11 protein-coding genes and 1 pseudogene are annotated in these 15,290 nt (G+C 44.7%); all 12 read left to right on the top strand.

The genetic code is table 11. The annotated features are described in order from the left end of the window. The first annotated feature begins 66 nt into the window (after nucleotides 1-66). Nucleotides 67-1,095, top strand: a complete 1,029-nt coding sequence (locus DW694_RS07865) for a substrate-binding domain-containing protein (protein ID WP_118752809.1) — start codon at nucleotides 67-69, stop codon at nucleotides 1,093-1,095. After that, nucleotides 1,073-2,581, top strand: coding sequence for a histidine kinase (locus DW694_RS07860; protein ID WP_118752808.1), 1,509 nt, complete (start codon nucleotides 1,073-1,075; stop codon nucleotides 2,579-2,581). Before DW694_RS07865 ends, DW694_RS07860 begins: the two co-directional genes overlap by 23 nt. After that, nucleotides 2,559-4,157: a helix-turn-helix domain-containing protein gene (locus DW694_RS07855; RefSeq protein ID WP_118752807.1), complete on the top strand. Its 1,599-nt coding sequence runs from the start codon at nucleotides 2,559-2,561 to the stop codon at nucleotides 4,155-4,157. The genes DW694_RS07860 and DW694_RS07855 overlap by 23 nt, the downstream gene beginning before the upstream one ends. A gap of 5 nt (nucleotides 4,158-4,162) precedes the next feature. Then, nucleotides 4,163-5,242 carry a substrate-binding domain-containing protein gene (locus DW694_RS07850; RefSeq protein ID WP_227752228.1) on the top strand — a complete coding sequence of 360 codons (1,080 nt, stop codon included), beginning with the start codon at nucleotides 4,163-4,165 and terminating at the stop codon, nucleotides 5,240-5,242. A gap of 269 nt (nucleotides 5,243-5,511) precedes the next feature. Beyond that, a complete protein-coding gene (gene chvE / locus DW694_RS07845; RefSeq protein ID WP_114002232.1) occupies nucleotides 5,512-6,579 on the top strand; it encodes a multiple monosaccharide ABC transporter substrate-binding protein in 1,068 nt (355 codons plus the stop codon). A gap of 106 nt (nucleotides 6,580-6,685) precedes the next feature. Continuing rightward, nucleotides 6,686-8,203 carry a multiple monosaccharide ABC transporter ATP-binding protein gene (gene mmsA, locus DW694_RS07840; RefSeq protein ID WP_353615807.1) on the top strand — a complete coding sequence of 506 codons (1,518 nt, stop codon included), beginning with the start codon at nucleotides 6,686-6,688 and terminating at the stop codon, nucleotides 8,201-8,203. Nucleotides 8,204-8,207: 4 nt separating this feature from the next. Continuing rightward, nucleotides 8,208-9,383 (top strand): multiple monosaccharide ABC transporter permease, encoded by a 1,176-nt coding sequence (gene mmsB / locus DW694_RS07835; RefSeq protein ID WP_059086778.1) that lies wholly within the window; start codon nucleotides 8,208-8,210, stop codon nucleotides 9,381-9,383. A 380-nt stretch (nucleotides 9,384-9,763) separates the two neighbouring features. Further along, complete coding sequence (locus tag DW694_RS07830; RefSeq protein ID WP_227574384.1) at nucleotides 9,764-11,101, top strand: IS1182 family transposase; 1,338 nt, start codon at nucleotides 9,764-9,766, stop codon at nucleotides 11,099-11,101. 713 nt (nucleotides 11,102-11,814) lie between these two features. Then, on the top strand, nucleotides 11,815-13,260 hold the full coding sequence (nhaC, locus tag DW694_RS07820) for a Na+/H+ antiporter NhaC (protein WP_015526033.1): 1,446 nt from the start codon (nucleotides 11,815-11,817) through the stop codon (nucleotides 13,258-13,260). A gap of 5 nt (nucleotides 13,261-13,265) precedes the next feature. After that, nucleotides 13,266-13,757 carry an amidohydrolase family protein gene (locus DW694_RS07815; protein ID WP_015526032.1) on the top strand — a complete coding sequence of 164 codons (492 nt, stop codon included), beginning with the start codon at nucleotides 13,266-13,268 and terminating at the stop codon, nucleotides 13,755-13,757. 53 nt (nucleotides 13,758-13,810) lie between these two features. Next, nucleotides 13,811-14,971, top strand: coding sequence for a beta-aspartyl-peptidase (gene iadA / locus DW694_RS07810; protein WP_118752806.1), 1,161 nt, complete (start codon nucleotides 13,811-13,813; stop codon nucleotides 14,969-14,971). A 35-nt stretch (nucleotides 14,972-15,006) separates the two neighbouring features. Beyond that, nucleotides 15,007-15,207, top strand: a pseudogene (locus DW694_RS07805) (sugar ABC transporter permease); the annotation flags it as partial. Nucleotides 15,208-15,290: the final 83 nt, after the last annotated feature.

Here is a 15,290-nt window from a genome sequence, read left to right as displayed (position 1 = left end):
TGACTTTTCTGTGGAATTATGATAAACTAAACTTTGAATATTTTGCGAAACAGAACGGAGTGTACTATGAAGAAAAAATCAGTTTGTATCCTGCTGATCTTTGCTGCCGTGATAGTACTTACTTATGTGACAGGAGAATCCTATTACAGAGGAATCAGTGAAAAAGCAGGGTTGGATAAACAGGAAGAGAAAATATATAAATACCAGTACGACATGATCGTGGACAGCCCCGATTCCCAGTTCTGGCAGGCAGTATATGACAGTGCGAAGAAAAAAGCAGCTCAGAATAATGTACTGATTGAGATCATGGGGCCGGACAGAGAAACATCCTATGATAAACTTGATTATATGAATATGAGCATTGCGGCCAAGGCGGATGGTATTATCCTGCAGTATAATGGAGAAGCCGGTCTGGAAGAAGCAATCAATACTGCAGTAAGAAAAGGAATACCGGTGGTTACAGTCATGAGTGATGCGGTGCACAGCCGCCGCCAGAGCTTTGTGGGAGTCAGCGATTATCAGCTTGGCATGGCTTACGGGGAAATTGTTGCCAAATACGTGGATGAGAACACGAAGAAGATCCTGATCCTGCAGAAACGGGACATTGATGATATGAACGAAAGTCAGATATACACTCAGATCAGCAATGCGGTGAAGATGGCAGCTGGTTCTGAGGATATTGAGATCAAGGGAAGGAATCTTCTGTCAACAGGAACCTTTGAAACAGAGGAGGCAGTTACTGATATTTTTCAGCAGAAGCGGAATGTTCCGGATATCCTTGTGTGTATGGATGAGGAGACAACGGAGTGTGCAAGACAGGCAATTCTGGATTTCAACCTTGCAGGAAAAGTGAAGATCATTGGTTATTATACATCTGAGGATATTCTGGCGGCAGTTGAAAAAGGTGTTATTTCAGTTACCTGTGATGTGGACACGACCCAGCTGGGACAGTACAGTGTGGAGGCAGTTACCAGCTATATAGAAGATGGAAGAACCAATTCTTTCTACAACGTAGACATTAATTTTCTTGACAGAATAGCAGTGAAGAAGATGAGGAGGGAGGCAGTCACAGATGAAAAAGATCCGTTGGAGTGACTTTTCTCTTGTAAGCAAGATCATGATCGAGGTTGGCGTGCTGGCAGTTTTACTGTTCAGCATCAACATGCTGTTTTATGCGCGGATCAACAACTCCATGCAGGAGATGGATGATGTGTATGCCAGCAATGCCCAGATCACAGAGCTTGGGCAGGTTTTTGACGATGTGCAGGACAGTATGTACCAGTATCTGAAGGTAAAAAGCTCCCAGGCACTGATGGATTATTATCAGAATGAGGCGAAATACAGGCAGGAGCTGGAGAAGTTAAATGAACGGAATATTGATGATTCCGTAAAACTTCTGGAGAAGAAGATACGTAAGATGTCGGAATCATATCTTTCCTGTACCGCAGGAACTGTAGCTGCCAAGAGAGGCAGGAATGTGGAGAAATATAAGCAGGAATATGATGAAAGTCTGGAGCTTTACAGTTATATCCAGAGTTCTATGGATGAGCTGAACAAGCAGCTTTTTAAAGAAAATTCCCAGACTTATGCAGCTCTCCGGGCGGTTATGAGATATCTGGAGATCAGTAATATGATGATCATGCTTCTGGTGGTGATCTGTGGGATGTTCCTTCTGATCATGGCAACAAGGGAGATGTTCCTGCCGCTGACTAATATGGCAGAAACTGCACAGCTGGTAGGTCAGGGGAATTTTAATGTAAAGATGCCCCCAGCAGATTCCAGGGATGAGCTTGGAACGGTAACAAGAGCCTTTAATACCATGGTGGATAATCTTGGTCTTTACATTGCCAGGACAAAGGCCAGCATGGAAAAAGAACAGCAGATGATAGAGAGGGAGCTTTTGATGGAAACACATCTCAAGGAGGCACAGCTTAAGTATCTCCAGTCTCAGATCAATCCGCATTTCCTTTTTAATTCCCTGAATGCAGGAGTACAGCTTGCAATGATGGAGGATGCAGAAAAAACCAGTATCTTTGTGGAAAAGATGGCAGATTTTTTTCGCTACAATGTAAAGAAGGGTGAGGAAGATGCCACACTGGAGGAAGAACTGGAGGCTGTGGACAATTACATTTATATTCTGAATGTACGGTTTGCCGGGGACATCCATTTTTCAAAAAAAGTGGAATGTGATGTGGAAAATGTACGTGTTCCCAGTATGATCCTGCAGCCGGTTGTGGAAAACGCAGTCAATCATGGAATCCGGAATATAGATTGGGAAGGACATATTGATCTCAGTGTGGAGAAATGGAACGACCATATTGAGATCAGTGTTCGGGATAACGGACTGGGCATGACCGGAGAACAGATACAAAGAGTACTGTCAAAAAAAGTCCACAGCAGTTCAGGCGAGGGTGATTCCACGGGAATCGGAATGAATAATGTGATCAGCCGTCTGGAACTATATTATGAGCGGGACGGATTAATGGAAATATACAGTGAAGGTGAAGGAATGGGAACAGAGGTAGTGATCAATATTCCTCTGGAGAGGAGCGAAAAAAATGTACAGAATCCTGATTGCTGATGATGAGGGGATCATGCTGGAATCCCTGAAAAATATTATAAGTTCTAACTATGGAAATGAATGTGAGATCCATACAGCCAAGACAGGCCGTGTGGTTGTGGAGGAGGCGGAGAAATATCCGCCGGATATCTGCTTTATGGACATTCAGATGCCGGGCTTAAGTGGGATCCAGGCAATCCGGGAAATTCAGAAATTTAACAGATCTGTGGTCTTTGTGATCATTACAGCCTATGATAAATTTAATTATGCCAGGGAAGCGGTAAATCTTGGAGTTATGGAATTTCTTACCAAGCCGGTAAACAAAAAGGTGATTCTGGAAATATGCTCCAAAGCTATGGAAAAGGTAGATTCCACAAGACAGAAGCGAAGCGATGATCTCCGTATCCGTGAAAAGCTGGAGACAGTTGTACCCATGATCGAGAGCGGATATATCAATAATATTCTTCTGCAGGATGATTTTCAGACATATCAGGATAATTACAGGGAGCTTCTGGATATCCGGGAAGAATATGGATATATGATCGTGGCTGAATTCGGGGATTCCACGGAAAATGGCGTTCTTACCAATGCGGTGGGGGCCAGTGTGAAGGCAAACAAATTTTATTCCACATTCCGGGAAATCGCTCAGGGATTTTTTGAATGTCTGGTAGGACCCATTATGGGAAACCGTATTGTACTGCTTGTTCCGCACCGTAATTCCAGGGAGTCCTATGAGGAACGTGTGGAGGTTGTAACAAGAACCAGAAACATGGTACATAAGCTGGAAAGCAGGATCGACAGTAAATTTCGCTGTGGTATCGGCCGGGTGAAGGAGATGGGAAGCACCATGAAAGAATCCTTCAAGGAGGCCATGATCGCACTTCGGGAAAGCACCAGCCATGTTATACATATTGAGGATGTTCCGGCTGCACAGAAATATGACGGCGAATATCCAAGAGATTTGGAACGTCGCTATGAAAAGCGGGTGATGGATAAGGATGTGGCAGGAGCTTTAAGCTGTGCCGAGGAATTTATCAGGTGGATGGAGAAGCAGCCGGGAGTAGATCTGGAGGACATGCGCATCAAGATCCTGGAGCTTGTGATGGGAGTGGAAAAAAAGGCCTTTTTTGCAGGTACCGTGAAATATGCGATCAGCTGCCGCAGAAATTATATTCATGAGATCCAGGAATATACAGATATAGAAGGAATGAAAAAATGGTTCCTGGGCAAAACATCAGAAATCTGCAGTAACATGGAAATTGCAAGGGAAAAAGAAGCGGTTTCTATTATCGAAAAAGCAAAGTCCTATATTCGGGACAATTACAAAAAAGATATTTCACTGGATGAGGTGTCACGGGAGGTGGATATCAGCCCTTATTATTTCAGCAAGCTTTTTAAGCAGGAGACCGGAGGAAATTTTATCGAGTATCTTACAGAAGTGCGGCTTCGGAATGCAAGAGAACTTCTCAAGGATTCAGGGCTTTCCATCAAGGAGATCTGTGCGGAATCCGGATACAGCGACCCCAATTATTTCAGCAGGATATTCAAAAAATACGAAGGCGTGACACCAAGTGAATTCAGAGAGAGGTTGAGGTAGACAATATGAGCGGGGGGAAAATGATCAGGAAGCTGTTGATCTTGCTGTGTCTGTTGACATTGATGCTGAATGGCTGCGCTTCCGAAAAAATAAAGCAGACAGCTGCACAGGAAAACGATACAGAGGAAGACAGTGGTGAAAAGAAAATTCAGATCGGTCTTACAGTGGATTCCTTTGTTATTGAGAGGTGGATTCGTGACAGGGATGCATTCGTGGCAACCGCAAGGGAATTGGGAGCGGAAGTGAATGTTCAGGATGCGGGAGCAGATACAAAAGAGCAGATCAGCCAGATCGACTATTTTATCAAGAAGCATATGGATGTGATCGTGATCATTGCCAGAGACTGCAAGGCATTATCTGAGGCTGTGGAGCGTGCCCACAATGTAGGGATCAGGGTGATCTCCTATGACCGTATGGTAAATGATGCGGATACAGACATGTATATTTCCTTTGATAACCGGAAAGTCGGAGAGGTCATGGCACAGTCCATGATGGAAGCGATCCCTAATGGCGGAAAGATTTTTATGGTCCAGGGATCTGCTTCAGATAACAATGTGGACATGGTAAAAGAGGGATTTGAAGACACTCTGAAAAACAGTGATCTGAAGGTGGTTTACGAAGCCAACTGTGAGGGCTGGGTCGCGGAGCTGGCAGCAGATTATGTGGAGGAGGCACTGGAAGAGTACCCCGATGTAAAGGGAATCATGTGTGGAAATGATGATATTGCCAGCCAGGTGATACAGGTTCTTGCGGAAAACCAGCTTGCCGGACAGGTGATCGTGGTAGGCCAGGATGGTGATCTGGCTGCATGTCAGCGTATTGTAGAAGGAACCCAGTACATGACAGCATTTAAATCTATCGAAGATCTGGCATGCCAGGCAGCTGAATATGCGGTGAAGATGGCAGAAGAGGGAAAGCTTCCGTCAGATGTGACAGATACCATGAACGATGGAAGCTACGATATCCCGGCGAAGGTGCTGGAACCGGTTGCCGTTACAAGGGATAATATTGATGAGGTGATCATTGACGGCGGTTTCCACAGAAGGGATGAAGTATATCTCAATACAGATTATGATACAGAGTAATGCAGAACAGATTGCATACCGGCATATATGTGGTGGTGAAATTCTGCAAGTAATGTGGCAGTGTAGCCATATGTGCAATAATACACAATTATGACAAAAATCAATAGCAGATTTTTGGTGCAAAAATGTCTTGCCTGATGCAGGGCATTTTTCTTTTGCAAAAAAATGTCTCTGTCATTGCCAACTATGTCCAGACAGTCCTGTGCTATAGTAACATCATCGAAGGAAACGTGATTCCAAAAACAAATAATGAAACGGAGGATTTTACAATGAAAAGAAAAATGGTATCTGCACTTCTTTGCGCAACAATGGTAGCTGGTATGGTGGTAGTTCCGGCAGCAACAGCACAGGCAGCAGACAAGAAACTGATCGGTGTTACCATGCCGACCAAGGATCTCCAGAGATGGAACCAGGATGGCGAGAACATGAAGAAAGAGCTGGAGGCAGCAGGATATGAAGTAGACCTTCAGTATGCATCCAACGACGTAAGCACACAGGTTTCCCAGCTTGAGAACCAGGTAGCAAACGGATGCGACCTTCTGGTTGTGGCATCCATCGACGGAAGCAGCCTTGGCGAGCCACTGAAACAGGCCAAAGAAAAAGGAATTCCGGTTATCTCCTATGACCGTCTTCTTATGAATTCCGACGCAGTAACCTATTATGCAACATTCGATAACTACAAAGTAGGTCAGAAACAGGGCGAGTACCTGGTAGATGCACTGGATCTTGACAATCAGGACGGACCATTCAACATCGAGCTGTTCACAGGAGATCCTGGTGATAATAACTGTAACTTCTTCTTCGGTGGTGCAATGGATGTTCTCCAGAAATACATTGATGACGGAAAGCTGGTAGTAAAATCCGGACAGACAGAGTTCGAGCAGGTTGCTACCGCAAACTGGGATAGTGCAAAAGCACAGGACAGAATGGATACCATCATCGCAGGTAACTACTCTGACGGAACAAACCTTGACGCAGTTCTCTGCTCCAACGATTCCACAGCCCTTGGTGTTGAGAATGCACTGGCAGCTTCCTACACAGGAGAATATCCGATCATCACCGGTCAGGACTGTGATACACCGAACGTTAAGAACCTTGTAGCAGGAAAACAGGCAATGTCCGTATTTAAAGATACAAGAGCTCTTGCATCTGCAGTAGTAAAAATGGTTGACTCCATCATGAAAGGTGAGGAGCCGGAAGTGAACGATACAAAATCCTATGATAACGGAACAGGTGTCATCCCGACATACCTTTGCGATCCGGTTGTTGTTACAACAGATAACTACAAAGAGATCCTGATCGATTCCGGATACTACACAGAGGATCAGATCAAATAAGTGGATTTTTAAGAACAGAATTTTATCATATGCAGGCGGGGATCATAACCGCCTGCATGAACAGTGGAAAGGGAGGGAAATTAAGTTGGCTAAGATACTTCTGGAAATGAAAAATATCACCAAAACTTTCCCAGGTGTAAAGGCACTGGACAACGTTAATCTCCAGGTTGAGGAAGGCGAGATCCACGCACTGGTAGGTGAGAACGGTGCCGGTAAATCTACATTAATGAATGTATTAAGTGGTATATATCCGTACGGCTCGTATGAAGGAAATATTATTTACGATGGTGAGATCTGTAAATTTAACACCATCAAAGACAGTGAACATAAAGGAATTGTGATCATTCACCAGGAACTGGCACTGATCCCGTATATGACTATCGGTGAAAACATGTACCTGGGCAATGAAAGAGGCAGGAGCTTTTCCATTAACTGGAATGAAACTTATGGGGAAGCAGATAAATATTTGAAAATAGTGGGACTGGAGGAATCCTCCAGAACTTTGATCAAGGATATCGGTGTAGGTAAACAGCAGCTGGTTGAGATCGCAAAGGCACTTGCAAAGAATGCAAAGCTGCTCATTCTGGATGAGCCTACCGCATCACTGAACGAAGATGACTCCAAAGCTCTTCTGGATCTTCTTCTGAAATTCAAGAAGCAGGGAATGACCTCTATCATCATTTCACATAAATTAAATGAGATTTCCTATGTGGCAGATAAGATCACAGTTATCCGAGATGGATCTACCATTGAAACACTGGATAAAAAGAAAGACGATTTTTCTGAGCAGAGGATCATTCAGGGAATGGTTGGACGTGAGATGACAGACCGGTTCCCGAAACGTCCAAATGTAAAGATTGGCGATGTTTCCATGGAGGTTAAAAACTGGAATGTTTATCATCCGCTGTATACAGAACGTAAGGTGGTAAATAACGTATCCTTTAAAGTACATAAAGGAGAGGTTGTCGGTATTTCAGGACTGATGGGAGCAGGACGTACAGAATTGGCCATGAGTATTTTTGGCAAGAGCTATGGAACTAAGATTTCCGGCCAGGTGTTCATGAATGGAAAAGAAGTGAAGCTGAATACAGTTCAGGAGGCTATTGACAACAAGCTCGCCTATGTTACAGAGGATCGAAAAGGAAACGGATTGATCCTTTCCAAGTCCATAAAGATGAACACTACGCTTGCAAACATGTCCGGTATCAGTAATGGAAAAGTGATCGATACGGATAAAGAATACGCAGTTGCTGAGGAATACAGGAAGAAACTGAAAACCAAGTGTCCGACAGTTGAGCAGAATGTCGGAAACCTGAGCGGTGGTAATCAGCAGAAGGTCCTTCTTGCAAAATGGATGTTTGCAGAGCCGGATATTCTGATCTTGGATGAACCTACAAGAGGTATTGACGTAGGTGCCAAATATGAAATCTACTGTATCATCAATGACCTGGTCGCAGCAGGAAAATCTGTGATCATGATCTCTTCTGAGCTTCCGGAAGTGCTTGGAATGTCAGACAGAATCTATATCATGAACGAGGGCAGATTCGTAGGTGAGGTAAGTGGTGAGGAAGCTACATCTGAGCTGATCATGTCCAGGATCGTGAAGTCAGGTAAAGGAGAGTAAGAAGATGGAGAAAAAGATTAGTTTTTCAGAAATATTAAAAAAATATACCATGGTCATTGTTCTGGTATTTGTTGTGATCATGTTTTCTGTGAACACAAAGGGCGTTATGCTTCTTCCGCAGAATGTAAATAACCTGGTAGCCCAGAATGCATATGTATTTATTCTTGCAACCGGTATGTTGTTCTGTATTTTAACAGGTGGTAACATCGATCTGTCAGTTGGTTCTGTTGTATGCTTTGTTGCTGCTGTCGGTGGTAAGATGATGGTTCTCAACAGTATGAACCCGTATCTCACTATGATCGTGATGCTTCTTGTGGGTATTGCCATTGGTGCATGGCAGGGATTCTGGATCGCTTATGTACGAATTCCTCCATTTATTGTTACTCTGGCAGGTATGCTTGCTTTTCGTGGCCTTTCCAACGTAGTTCTGGAAGGACAGACCCTGGCCCCGATGCCGGATGCTTATCTGGCTCTGTTCAATAACTATATTCCGGACTTCCTTGGTGGAGGTGAAGGATTTAACAGAACATGTTTTGTAGTTGGCATTATTGTCTGCATCGTCTATGTTGCACTTGTTATGAAAAACCGTGCAGACCGTGCAAAAAAAGGCTACAGTGTTGAGTCTTTCGGTGGTGTTGCAGTGAAGATGGTTCTGATCTGTGCAGTTGTTCTTGCATTCATGTTCAGACTTGCTCAGTACAAAGGTATCCCGAATTCCCTTCTCTGGGTTGTAGTGATCATCGCAATCTATACATACATTGCTTCCAAGACTACAACAGGTCGTTATTTTTATGCAGTTGGCGGTAATGAGAAGGCAACAAAGCTTTCCGGTATTGACACAAACAAGGTTTATTTCCTTGCTTACCTGAACATGGGCCTTCTGGCAGCTATTGCAGGTATGGTGACAATGGCCAGACTGAACTCATCCAACCCACAGGCAGGTACAAACTTCGAGATGGATGCGATCGGTGCATGTTTCATCGGTGGTGCTTCTGCTTATGGCGGTACCGGTACAGTTCCCGGTGTTATCATTGGTGCCCTCCTTATGGGTGTTCTGAACCTTGGTATGAGTATCATGGGTATTGACCAGAATATCCAGAAGGTTGTTAAAGGTATGGTTCTTCTGGCAGCGGTTATCTTCGATGTTGTCAGCAAGAGAAAATCTTTTATCGTAAAATAATAATAGTCAGCGAATCAGGACAGCAGGTTTTCGGAGTGATCCGGAACCTGCTGTTTTTGGGTGTATATACTGTTGTTTTATGTAAGGTTATTTTGTTACTGTTCACTGGTCAATGTCATTTAGTTAATTTTCAAGGTTAGATCTTATACATGAGGTCTAACCTCTTTTTTAGTTTTTCCCTAAATAGGGGTTGACACTTCAACTCAAATGTGCGGCCGCTCTCACTACTGATTGGTTTTTAGAAGTAGTGAGAGCGGCCCTTGTAGTTAAAGAAGCATCTGCACGATGCAAATACAACTACAAGGAGATTTTTTTATGCTACAAAACCAAATCAAAACCATATTTAAAAGGGCACTGAAAAAGTCTGATTCTAAAAAAGAATTGGGCTTTTTTGTGAAAATTTCGGTCGCCCGGCAAAGGAACCAGAAATGATGTTTAAACTGCTTTTCCTGAAAAAACTGTACGATCTTTCTGACGAAGCCCTGATTAGCAGCGCCCAGACGGACATGGCATATAAATTTTTCCTTGACCTGGAACCAGAAGCAAAAATGATAGATCCCAGTCTTCTCACAAAATTCAGAAAAACTCGTATTACAGAAGATATTCTGGAAGAAATGTTAAAAGAAACCATTCAACAGGCTTTGGATAAAAATCTGATCAAATCGGGAACCATTATCGTTGATTCCACCCATACAATTGCTTCTGTCTGGGCAAAATCTCCAACGCAGATTCTGCGGGATATGAGCAAACAACTTCGGAAAGAGGTTTATAAAACAGCTTTTGAATTATCAGAGCGATTTCCTGAGAAACCCTCTTTGGAAGCAGGACTGGATGAAGAAATTGCCTATACTAGGGAACTACTCCAGGTTCTGGAGGAAGGAATAAAATCCTGTGGAAATAAAAAGATACAGAAACTTTCTCATGAAATGAAAGAACTACTAGAAGATGAGCGGCTCAAAGAGATCCGATCCAAAGATGATAAAGATGCACGGTTTGGACATAAAACGGCAACCAGTACGTTCTATGGATATAAGAATCATCTTGCGATGACTGAAGAACGTCTCATTGCGGGGATCACTGTAACAGATGGAGGAGCACCAGATGGGCAGGAATTACCAAAACTGATAGAAAACGCGAAGGAAAATGGAATAAAAGTTACAGAAGTTATAGGCGATATGGCATATGTCAGTGATGACAATCTGGAAGTCTGCGGAAAAGAGATTACATTGATTGCCAGAACCAATACAGCAGTAGCTGCTGCAGCAAACGGGAACCTTGAGGAAGGTTTCTGCTTTAATAAAGATGCTGGGATGCTGCAGTGTCCTGCCGGAGAGCTTTCCACGCGTGTAGAAAAAAGAACGGCAAAAAATGGGAATACTTATTTAAGATATATATTTAGCAAAGTAACGTGTCGGAAATGTCCCCAAAGAGAAAAATGCCGTGTAGGAAGATCAAACGCTAAAACAAGAAGCTACAGTATCACGCAAGCAAGCGAGAAAAATCTTGAAAGGCTTAAATTTGAAGAAAGCGAATATTTTCAGGAGCGAATGAAGATTCGGCACAGGATAGAAGAAAAGAATGGAGAACTAAAGGAAGCTCACGGTTTGCGTAAAGCAGATTCGAGAGGTTTATTTGCTATGCATCTGCAAATGTATTTTACGGCATTTACAGCAAATGTAAAACGAATAGTAAGATTAGATGAGCTGGCTATGGAGTAAACCATAGCTTTTTATGATTTTCCTAAGTAAAGATTTGAAAATAATATAAAAGAAAAACTTCCACTTAAGAAGAAATGGAAGTTTTTCAGTGCCCTTCAAATACAAGGGGTGTGGCACTTTTATCTGCATACACGAAACATAGTAATGTTTTATCTCCGCTTACTTTTTTTCTGAATTCCTTTCATTTTCCGTTTTGTTATGAATTGATAGTCTGTTCTGAATCCACAGGTTTCGTGGAGATCGTCAGTGATTTTCTGACGTTCATATACCGGCATGAAACCCTGTTCTTCTACATCTGCAAATTTTATGTCTTTTAAAATATGGAGCAATTGTTCTGTAGTATAAGTTCCTTTCAAAGCGCGGTTTAATAACCGGATTTGTATAGGACTGAGTGATATAAAAGGACTCGGAATTTTTTGATTTTGATGTTGTTATACGCACAATAATTACCGCTTCCACTGTTATAGTACATATCACTAAATATTACTATATAATAAAAATAAAAATTTGACAAAAAAATAAGCCTGTTTCAAGGCTTTGCGGTACTTTTTTGAATTTCAATGTGTCAAACTCCCGTGTAACAAGAAAATAAAAAAATATAAAGTTTTAGTTGTTGCCCGTTATCTTTTCTGATATAATAAGTCCAAATCTTAATACTCTGCCGTGATAAAATGTGAAACTGTCACGAAGGAGGCTAAAAGGAGAAACTACAAATGAAAGAAAAGAAAGAACGGGCCAAACGTCTGCCCACTTTTGCGGAATCGATCACACCGATCGTCGCAATGCTCCTGATCCTTACCATCGGAAAAGGCGTATTCGGCTACAGCACAGAGCCGCTTCTGATCATGGTAGCTGCAATCGCAGCATTTATCGCGTTCCGTGTAGGCATTACCTGGGATGAGATGATGGATGAGATCTGCACCAAGATCGCAAAGGGCATGCCTGCCATCCTGATTCTTGTATGTGTTGGCGCTATGGTTGGTACCTGGATGGCATCCGGTACCATTCCGATGATGATTTATTACGGCGTCCAGATCGTAAACCCGAAATTCATGCTGGTTACCGCGTTCCTGATCGAGGCAGTGGTTTCGGTTGTTACCGGTACCTCCTGGGGTTCCGTTGCAACCATGGGTGTTGCCCTGATGGGAATCGCAAGCGCCCTTGGCGTATCCCTTCCGGCTACTGCAGGCGCCTGCATCGCAGGTTCCTACTTTGGTGACAAGATGTCTCCGCTGTCCGATACCACAAACCTGGCTCCGATCGCGGCAGGCAGCACACTGTATGAGCATATCGGACATATGTTCTACACCACTGTCCCAGCAACCATCGTTTCCCTGGTGGTATATGCCATTGTTGGTATGAACGCAGATGTAAGCGCAGATATTACTTCTGACACCGTTACTACTTTATTAAGCCAGCTTTCTTCCATGTACAGCTGGAACCTGCTGATCATCATTCCGGTAGTGATCGTGCTGGGCGGCTCCCTGCTTCAGAAGCCAACCATTCCGGTTATGCTTCTTTCTACTTTTGTAGCAGGCTTGGAGAGTGTCTTCATTCAGCACGTAGCGTTAGGAGATGTGTTAAAGGCAACCGTAAACGGTTTTGATGTATCCATGATCCACCGTGCAGGATTTGACACCGAGACCTGTTCCGAGGCCGTAACCAAGCTGTTAAACCGCGGCGGTATGAACGGCATTATGAGCACCACACTTCTGGTATTCTGCGCATTCTGCTTCGCAGGTATCATGAGCCGGGCTGGCTGTCTGGATGTGGTACTCCAGAAGATCTTAAGCGTGGCAAAGAGTACCGGTGCGCTGATCACCGCAACCGTTGCAGCCTGCATTACCATGGCACTGACCACCGGTAACTCTTACCTTGCCATTCTGATTCCGGGCGAGATGTTCCGTGACGCTTACAAAGAGCGCGGGCTTGCGGCAAAGAACCTGTCCAGAACCCTTGAGGATGCCGGTACCGTAGTTGTACCGCTGATCCCGTGGTCCGCAGCAGGTGCTTACATGGCTTCCACCCTTGGCGTAGAGACTTTGGATTACCTTCCATGGGCAATCCTGTGCTACACCGGCTGGATTTTTGCAATCATCTGGGGCTTTACCGGATTTGGTATTGCCAAGCTCGATGATGAGAAGAAAAAGGAGAACTAAATACGATGTCCAGAGTGCTTTTGATTAAAAACGCGAATCTGTATGATCCGGATCCAAAAGGAATCCGTGATATCCTGATCGTAGATGAAAAAGTATTTTCTGTGGCAGAACACATCGATCCACCGGAACTTTCTGCTCCGGTGGAAGTTGTTTCTGCAGATGGAAAAATGGTAATTCCTGGTTATGTGGACCAGCATGTTCATGTGATTGGCGGGGGCGGCGCAAAGCTTCTGGTTACACGGCTTTCTTCCCTGCATGAGGAAGTGCGTGATGCTGTAAAGGCAGGGGTTCCGGTGGAAAAAGCCATCCGCATCTGCGGGGAGAACCCGGCCAGAGCCAACGGATTATTCCCGAAAAAGGGCTGCATCCGTCCGGGCAGCGACGCGGATCTTGTGATCCTGGATGAGGAATTTCTGGTAGATACGGTATTTGTCCGTGGACAGAAAATGGTGGAGTATGGAAAAGCACTGGTAAAAGGCACCTTTGAGACAGACTGACAGAAGCTTTGAAATAGAAAAGCGGAAAAGAAAGAGACAGGAGAATTGACATTATGATCAAGTTACTGAAAAACGCGAATGTGTACGCACCGGAGAAACTGGGAAAGAAAGATATCCTTATTGAGGGGGAAAAAATCCTTCTGATGCAGGATACTATTGAGGGATATGAAGGACTTCCGGGAGTGGAAACCTATGATCTGGAGGGAAAGACCGTTGTTCCGGCTTACATTGACATGCACGTGCATATCACAGGCGGCGGCGGAGAGCAGGGGCCGGCATCCCGTGTACCGGAATCCCAGCTCAGTGAATTCTTCAAAAATGGTATTACCACGGTAGTCGGACTTCTGGGAACCGATGGCGTAACCCGCAGTGTGGAAAATCTGGTCGCAAAAGCTCGCGCCCTGACCGAAGAGGGCATGACCGTGTACACTCTGACCAGTTCCTATGGTTACCCGCCGACCACCCTGACCGGAAGTGTAGAGCGCGATATCATCCTGGTTCCACCGATGATCGGTGTGAAGGTAGCGGTATCGGACCACAGAAGCTCCAACCCAGGCGGAGAAGAGCTGATCGCGCTGGCTACTGCAGCGCGCAGAGCCGGCTTACTCAGCAATACCCCTGGCCTGGTAACCATGCACATGGGTGACGGAGAGGGAAGACTGGATCCGATTTTCTATGTGCTGGATCATTCCGACGTTCCAGCCAAGAACCTGCTGCCGACCCACATCTTACGCAATCCTGGACTGATTGATGCCGGCGCGGATCTGGTGCGCCGTGGCGGCTACATTGACTGCACCACCGGCGCCGATGATGTGGAGGTCGAATCCGATGCTCTGAAGCTCTATGAGCTGTTGCACCGCGAAGATGTGAGCCTGGATCATGTAACCATGTCCAGTGACGCGTTCGGAAGCCAGCCGCGCTTCAACGAAGAGGGCGAGTGCATTGGCCTGACCTACGCGTCCCCGAAGTATCTGCACCGTACCATCCAGATCCTGGTAAGAGAGGGCATGCCGCTGGAGGATGCCTTACAGCTTCTGACCAGCACTCCGGCCGTACTCCTTGGCAAAGAAGGAATCAAGGGCTGTGTAGCGGAAGGCGCAGACGCAGACCTTCTGGTACTGGATGAGAATCTCAACATCAACAGCCTGTTTGCCCGCGGCAAGGTCGCTGTGTGGGAGCAGGAAGTGAAGATGAAGGGCAGATTCGAGCAGTAAGGAAAAACATACAGGAGAAGGACTGTGATTGACTTATTGGTGGTGCTTCTGCTTATGGTGGTACCGGTACAGTTCCTGGTGTTATCATTGGTGCACTTCTGATGGGTGTTCTGAATCTTGGCATGAGTATCATGGGTATTGACCAGAATATCCAGAAGGTTGTTAAAGGTATGGTTCTTCTGGCAGCGGTTATCTTCGATGTTGTCAGCAAGAGAAAATCTTTTATCGTAAAATAATAATAGTCAGCGAATCAGGACAGCAGGTTTTCGGAGTGATCCGGAACCTGCTGTTTTTGGGTGTATATACTGTTGTTTTATGT

This window comes from Ruminococcus sp. AM26-12LB, from assembly GCF_003480785.1.
Classification (GTDB): domain Bacteria; phylum Bacillota; class Clostridia; order Lachnospirales; family Lachnospiraceae; genus Blautia_A; species Blautia_A fusiformis.
Note: the sequence above shows the minus strand (reverse complement) of the source record. Positions and strands in the feature narration are given on the sequence as shown.

What these genes read in the sequence shown, in the direction of transcription:
- DW694_RS07815 (WP_015526032.1), top strand. Translation starts at nt 13,266, where the DNA reads ATGTCCAGAGTGCTTTTGATTAAAAACGCGAATCTGTATGATCCGGAT.
- DW694_RS07850 (WP_227752228.1), top strand. Translation starts at nt 4,163, where the DNA reads ATGAGCGGGGGGAAAATGATCAGGAAGCTGTTGATCTTGCTGTGTCTG.
- nhaC (WP_015526033.1), top strand. Translation starts at nt 11,815, where the DNA reads ATGAAAGAAAAGAAAGAACGGGCCAAACGTCTGCCCACTTTTGCGGAA.
- mmsA (WP_353615807.1), top strand. Translation starts at nt 6,686, where the DNA reads ATGAAAAATATCACCAAAACTTTCCCAGGTGTAAAGGCACTGGACAAC.
- DW694_RS07865 (WP_118752809.1), top strand. Translation starts at nt 67, where the DNA reads ATGAAGAAAAAATCAGTTTGTATCCTGCTGATCTTTGCTGCCGTGATA.
- chvE (WP_114002232.1), top strand. Translation starts at nt 5,512, where the DNA reads ATGAAAAGAAAAATGGTATCTGCACTTCTTTGCGCAACAATGGTAGCT.
- DW694_RS07860 (WP_118752808.1), top strand. Translation starts at nt 1,073, where the DNA reads ATGAAAAAGATCCGTTGGAGTGACTTTTCTCTTGTAAGCAAGATCATG.
- mmsB (WP_059086778.1), top strand. Translation starts at nt 8,208, where the DNA reads ATGGAGAAAAAGATTAGTTTTTCAGAAATATTAAAAAAATATACCATG.
- DW694_RS07855 (WP_118752807.1), top strand. Translation starts at nt 2,559, where the DNA reads ATGTACAGAATCCTGATTGCTGATGATGAGGGGATCATGCTGGAATCC.
- iadA (WP_118752806.1), top strand. Translation starts at nt 13,811, where the DNA reads ATGATCAAGTTACTGAAAAACGCGAATGTGTACGCACCGGAGAAACTG.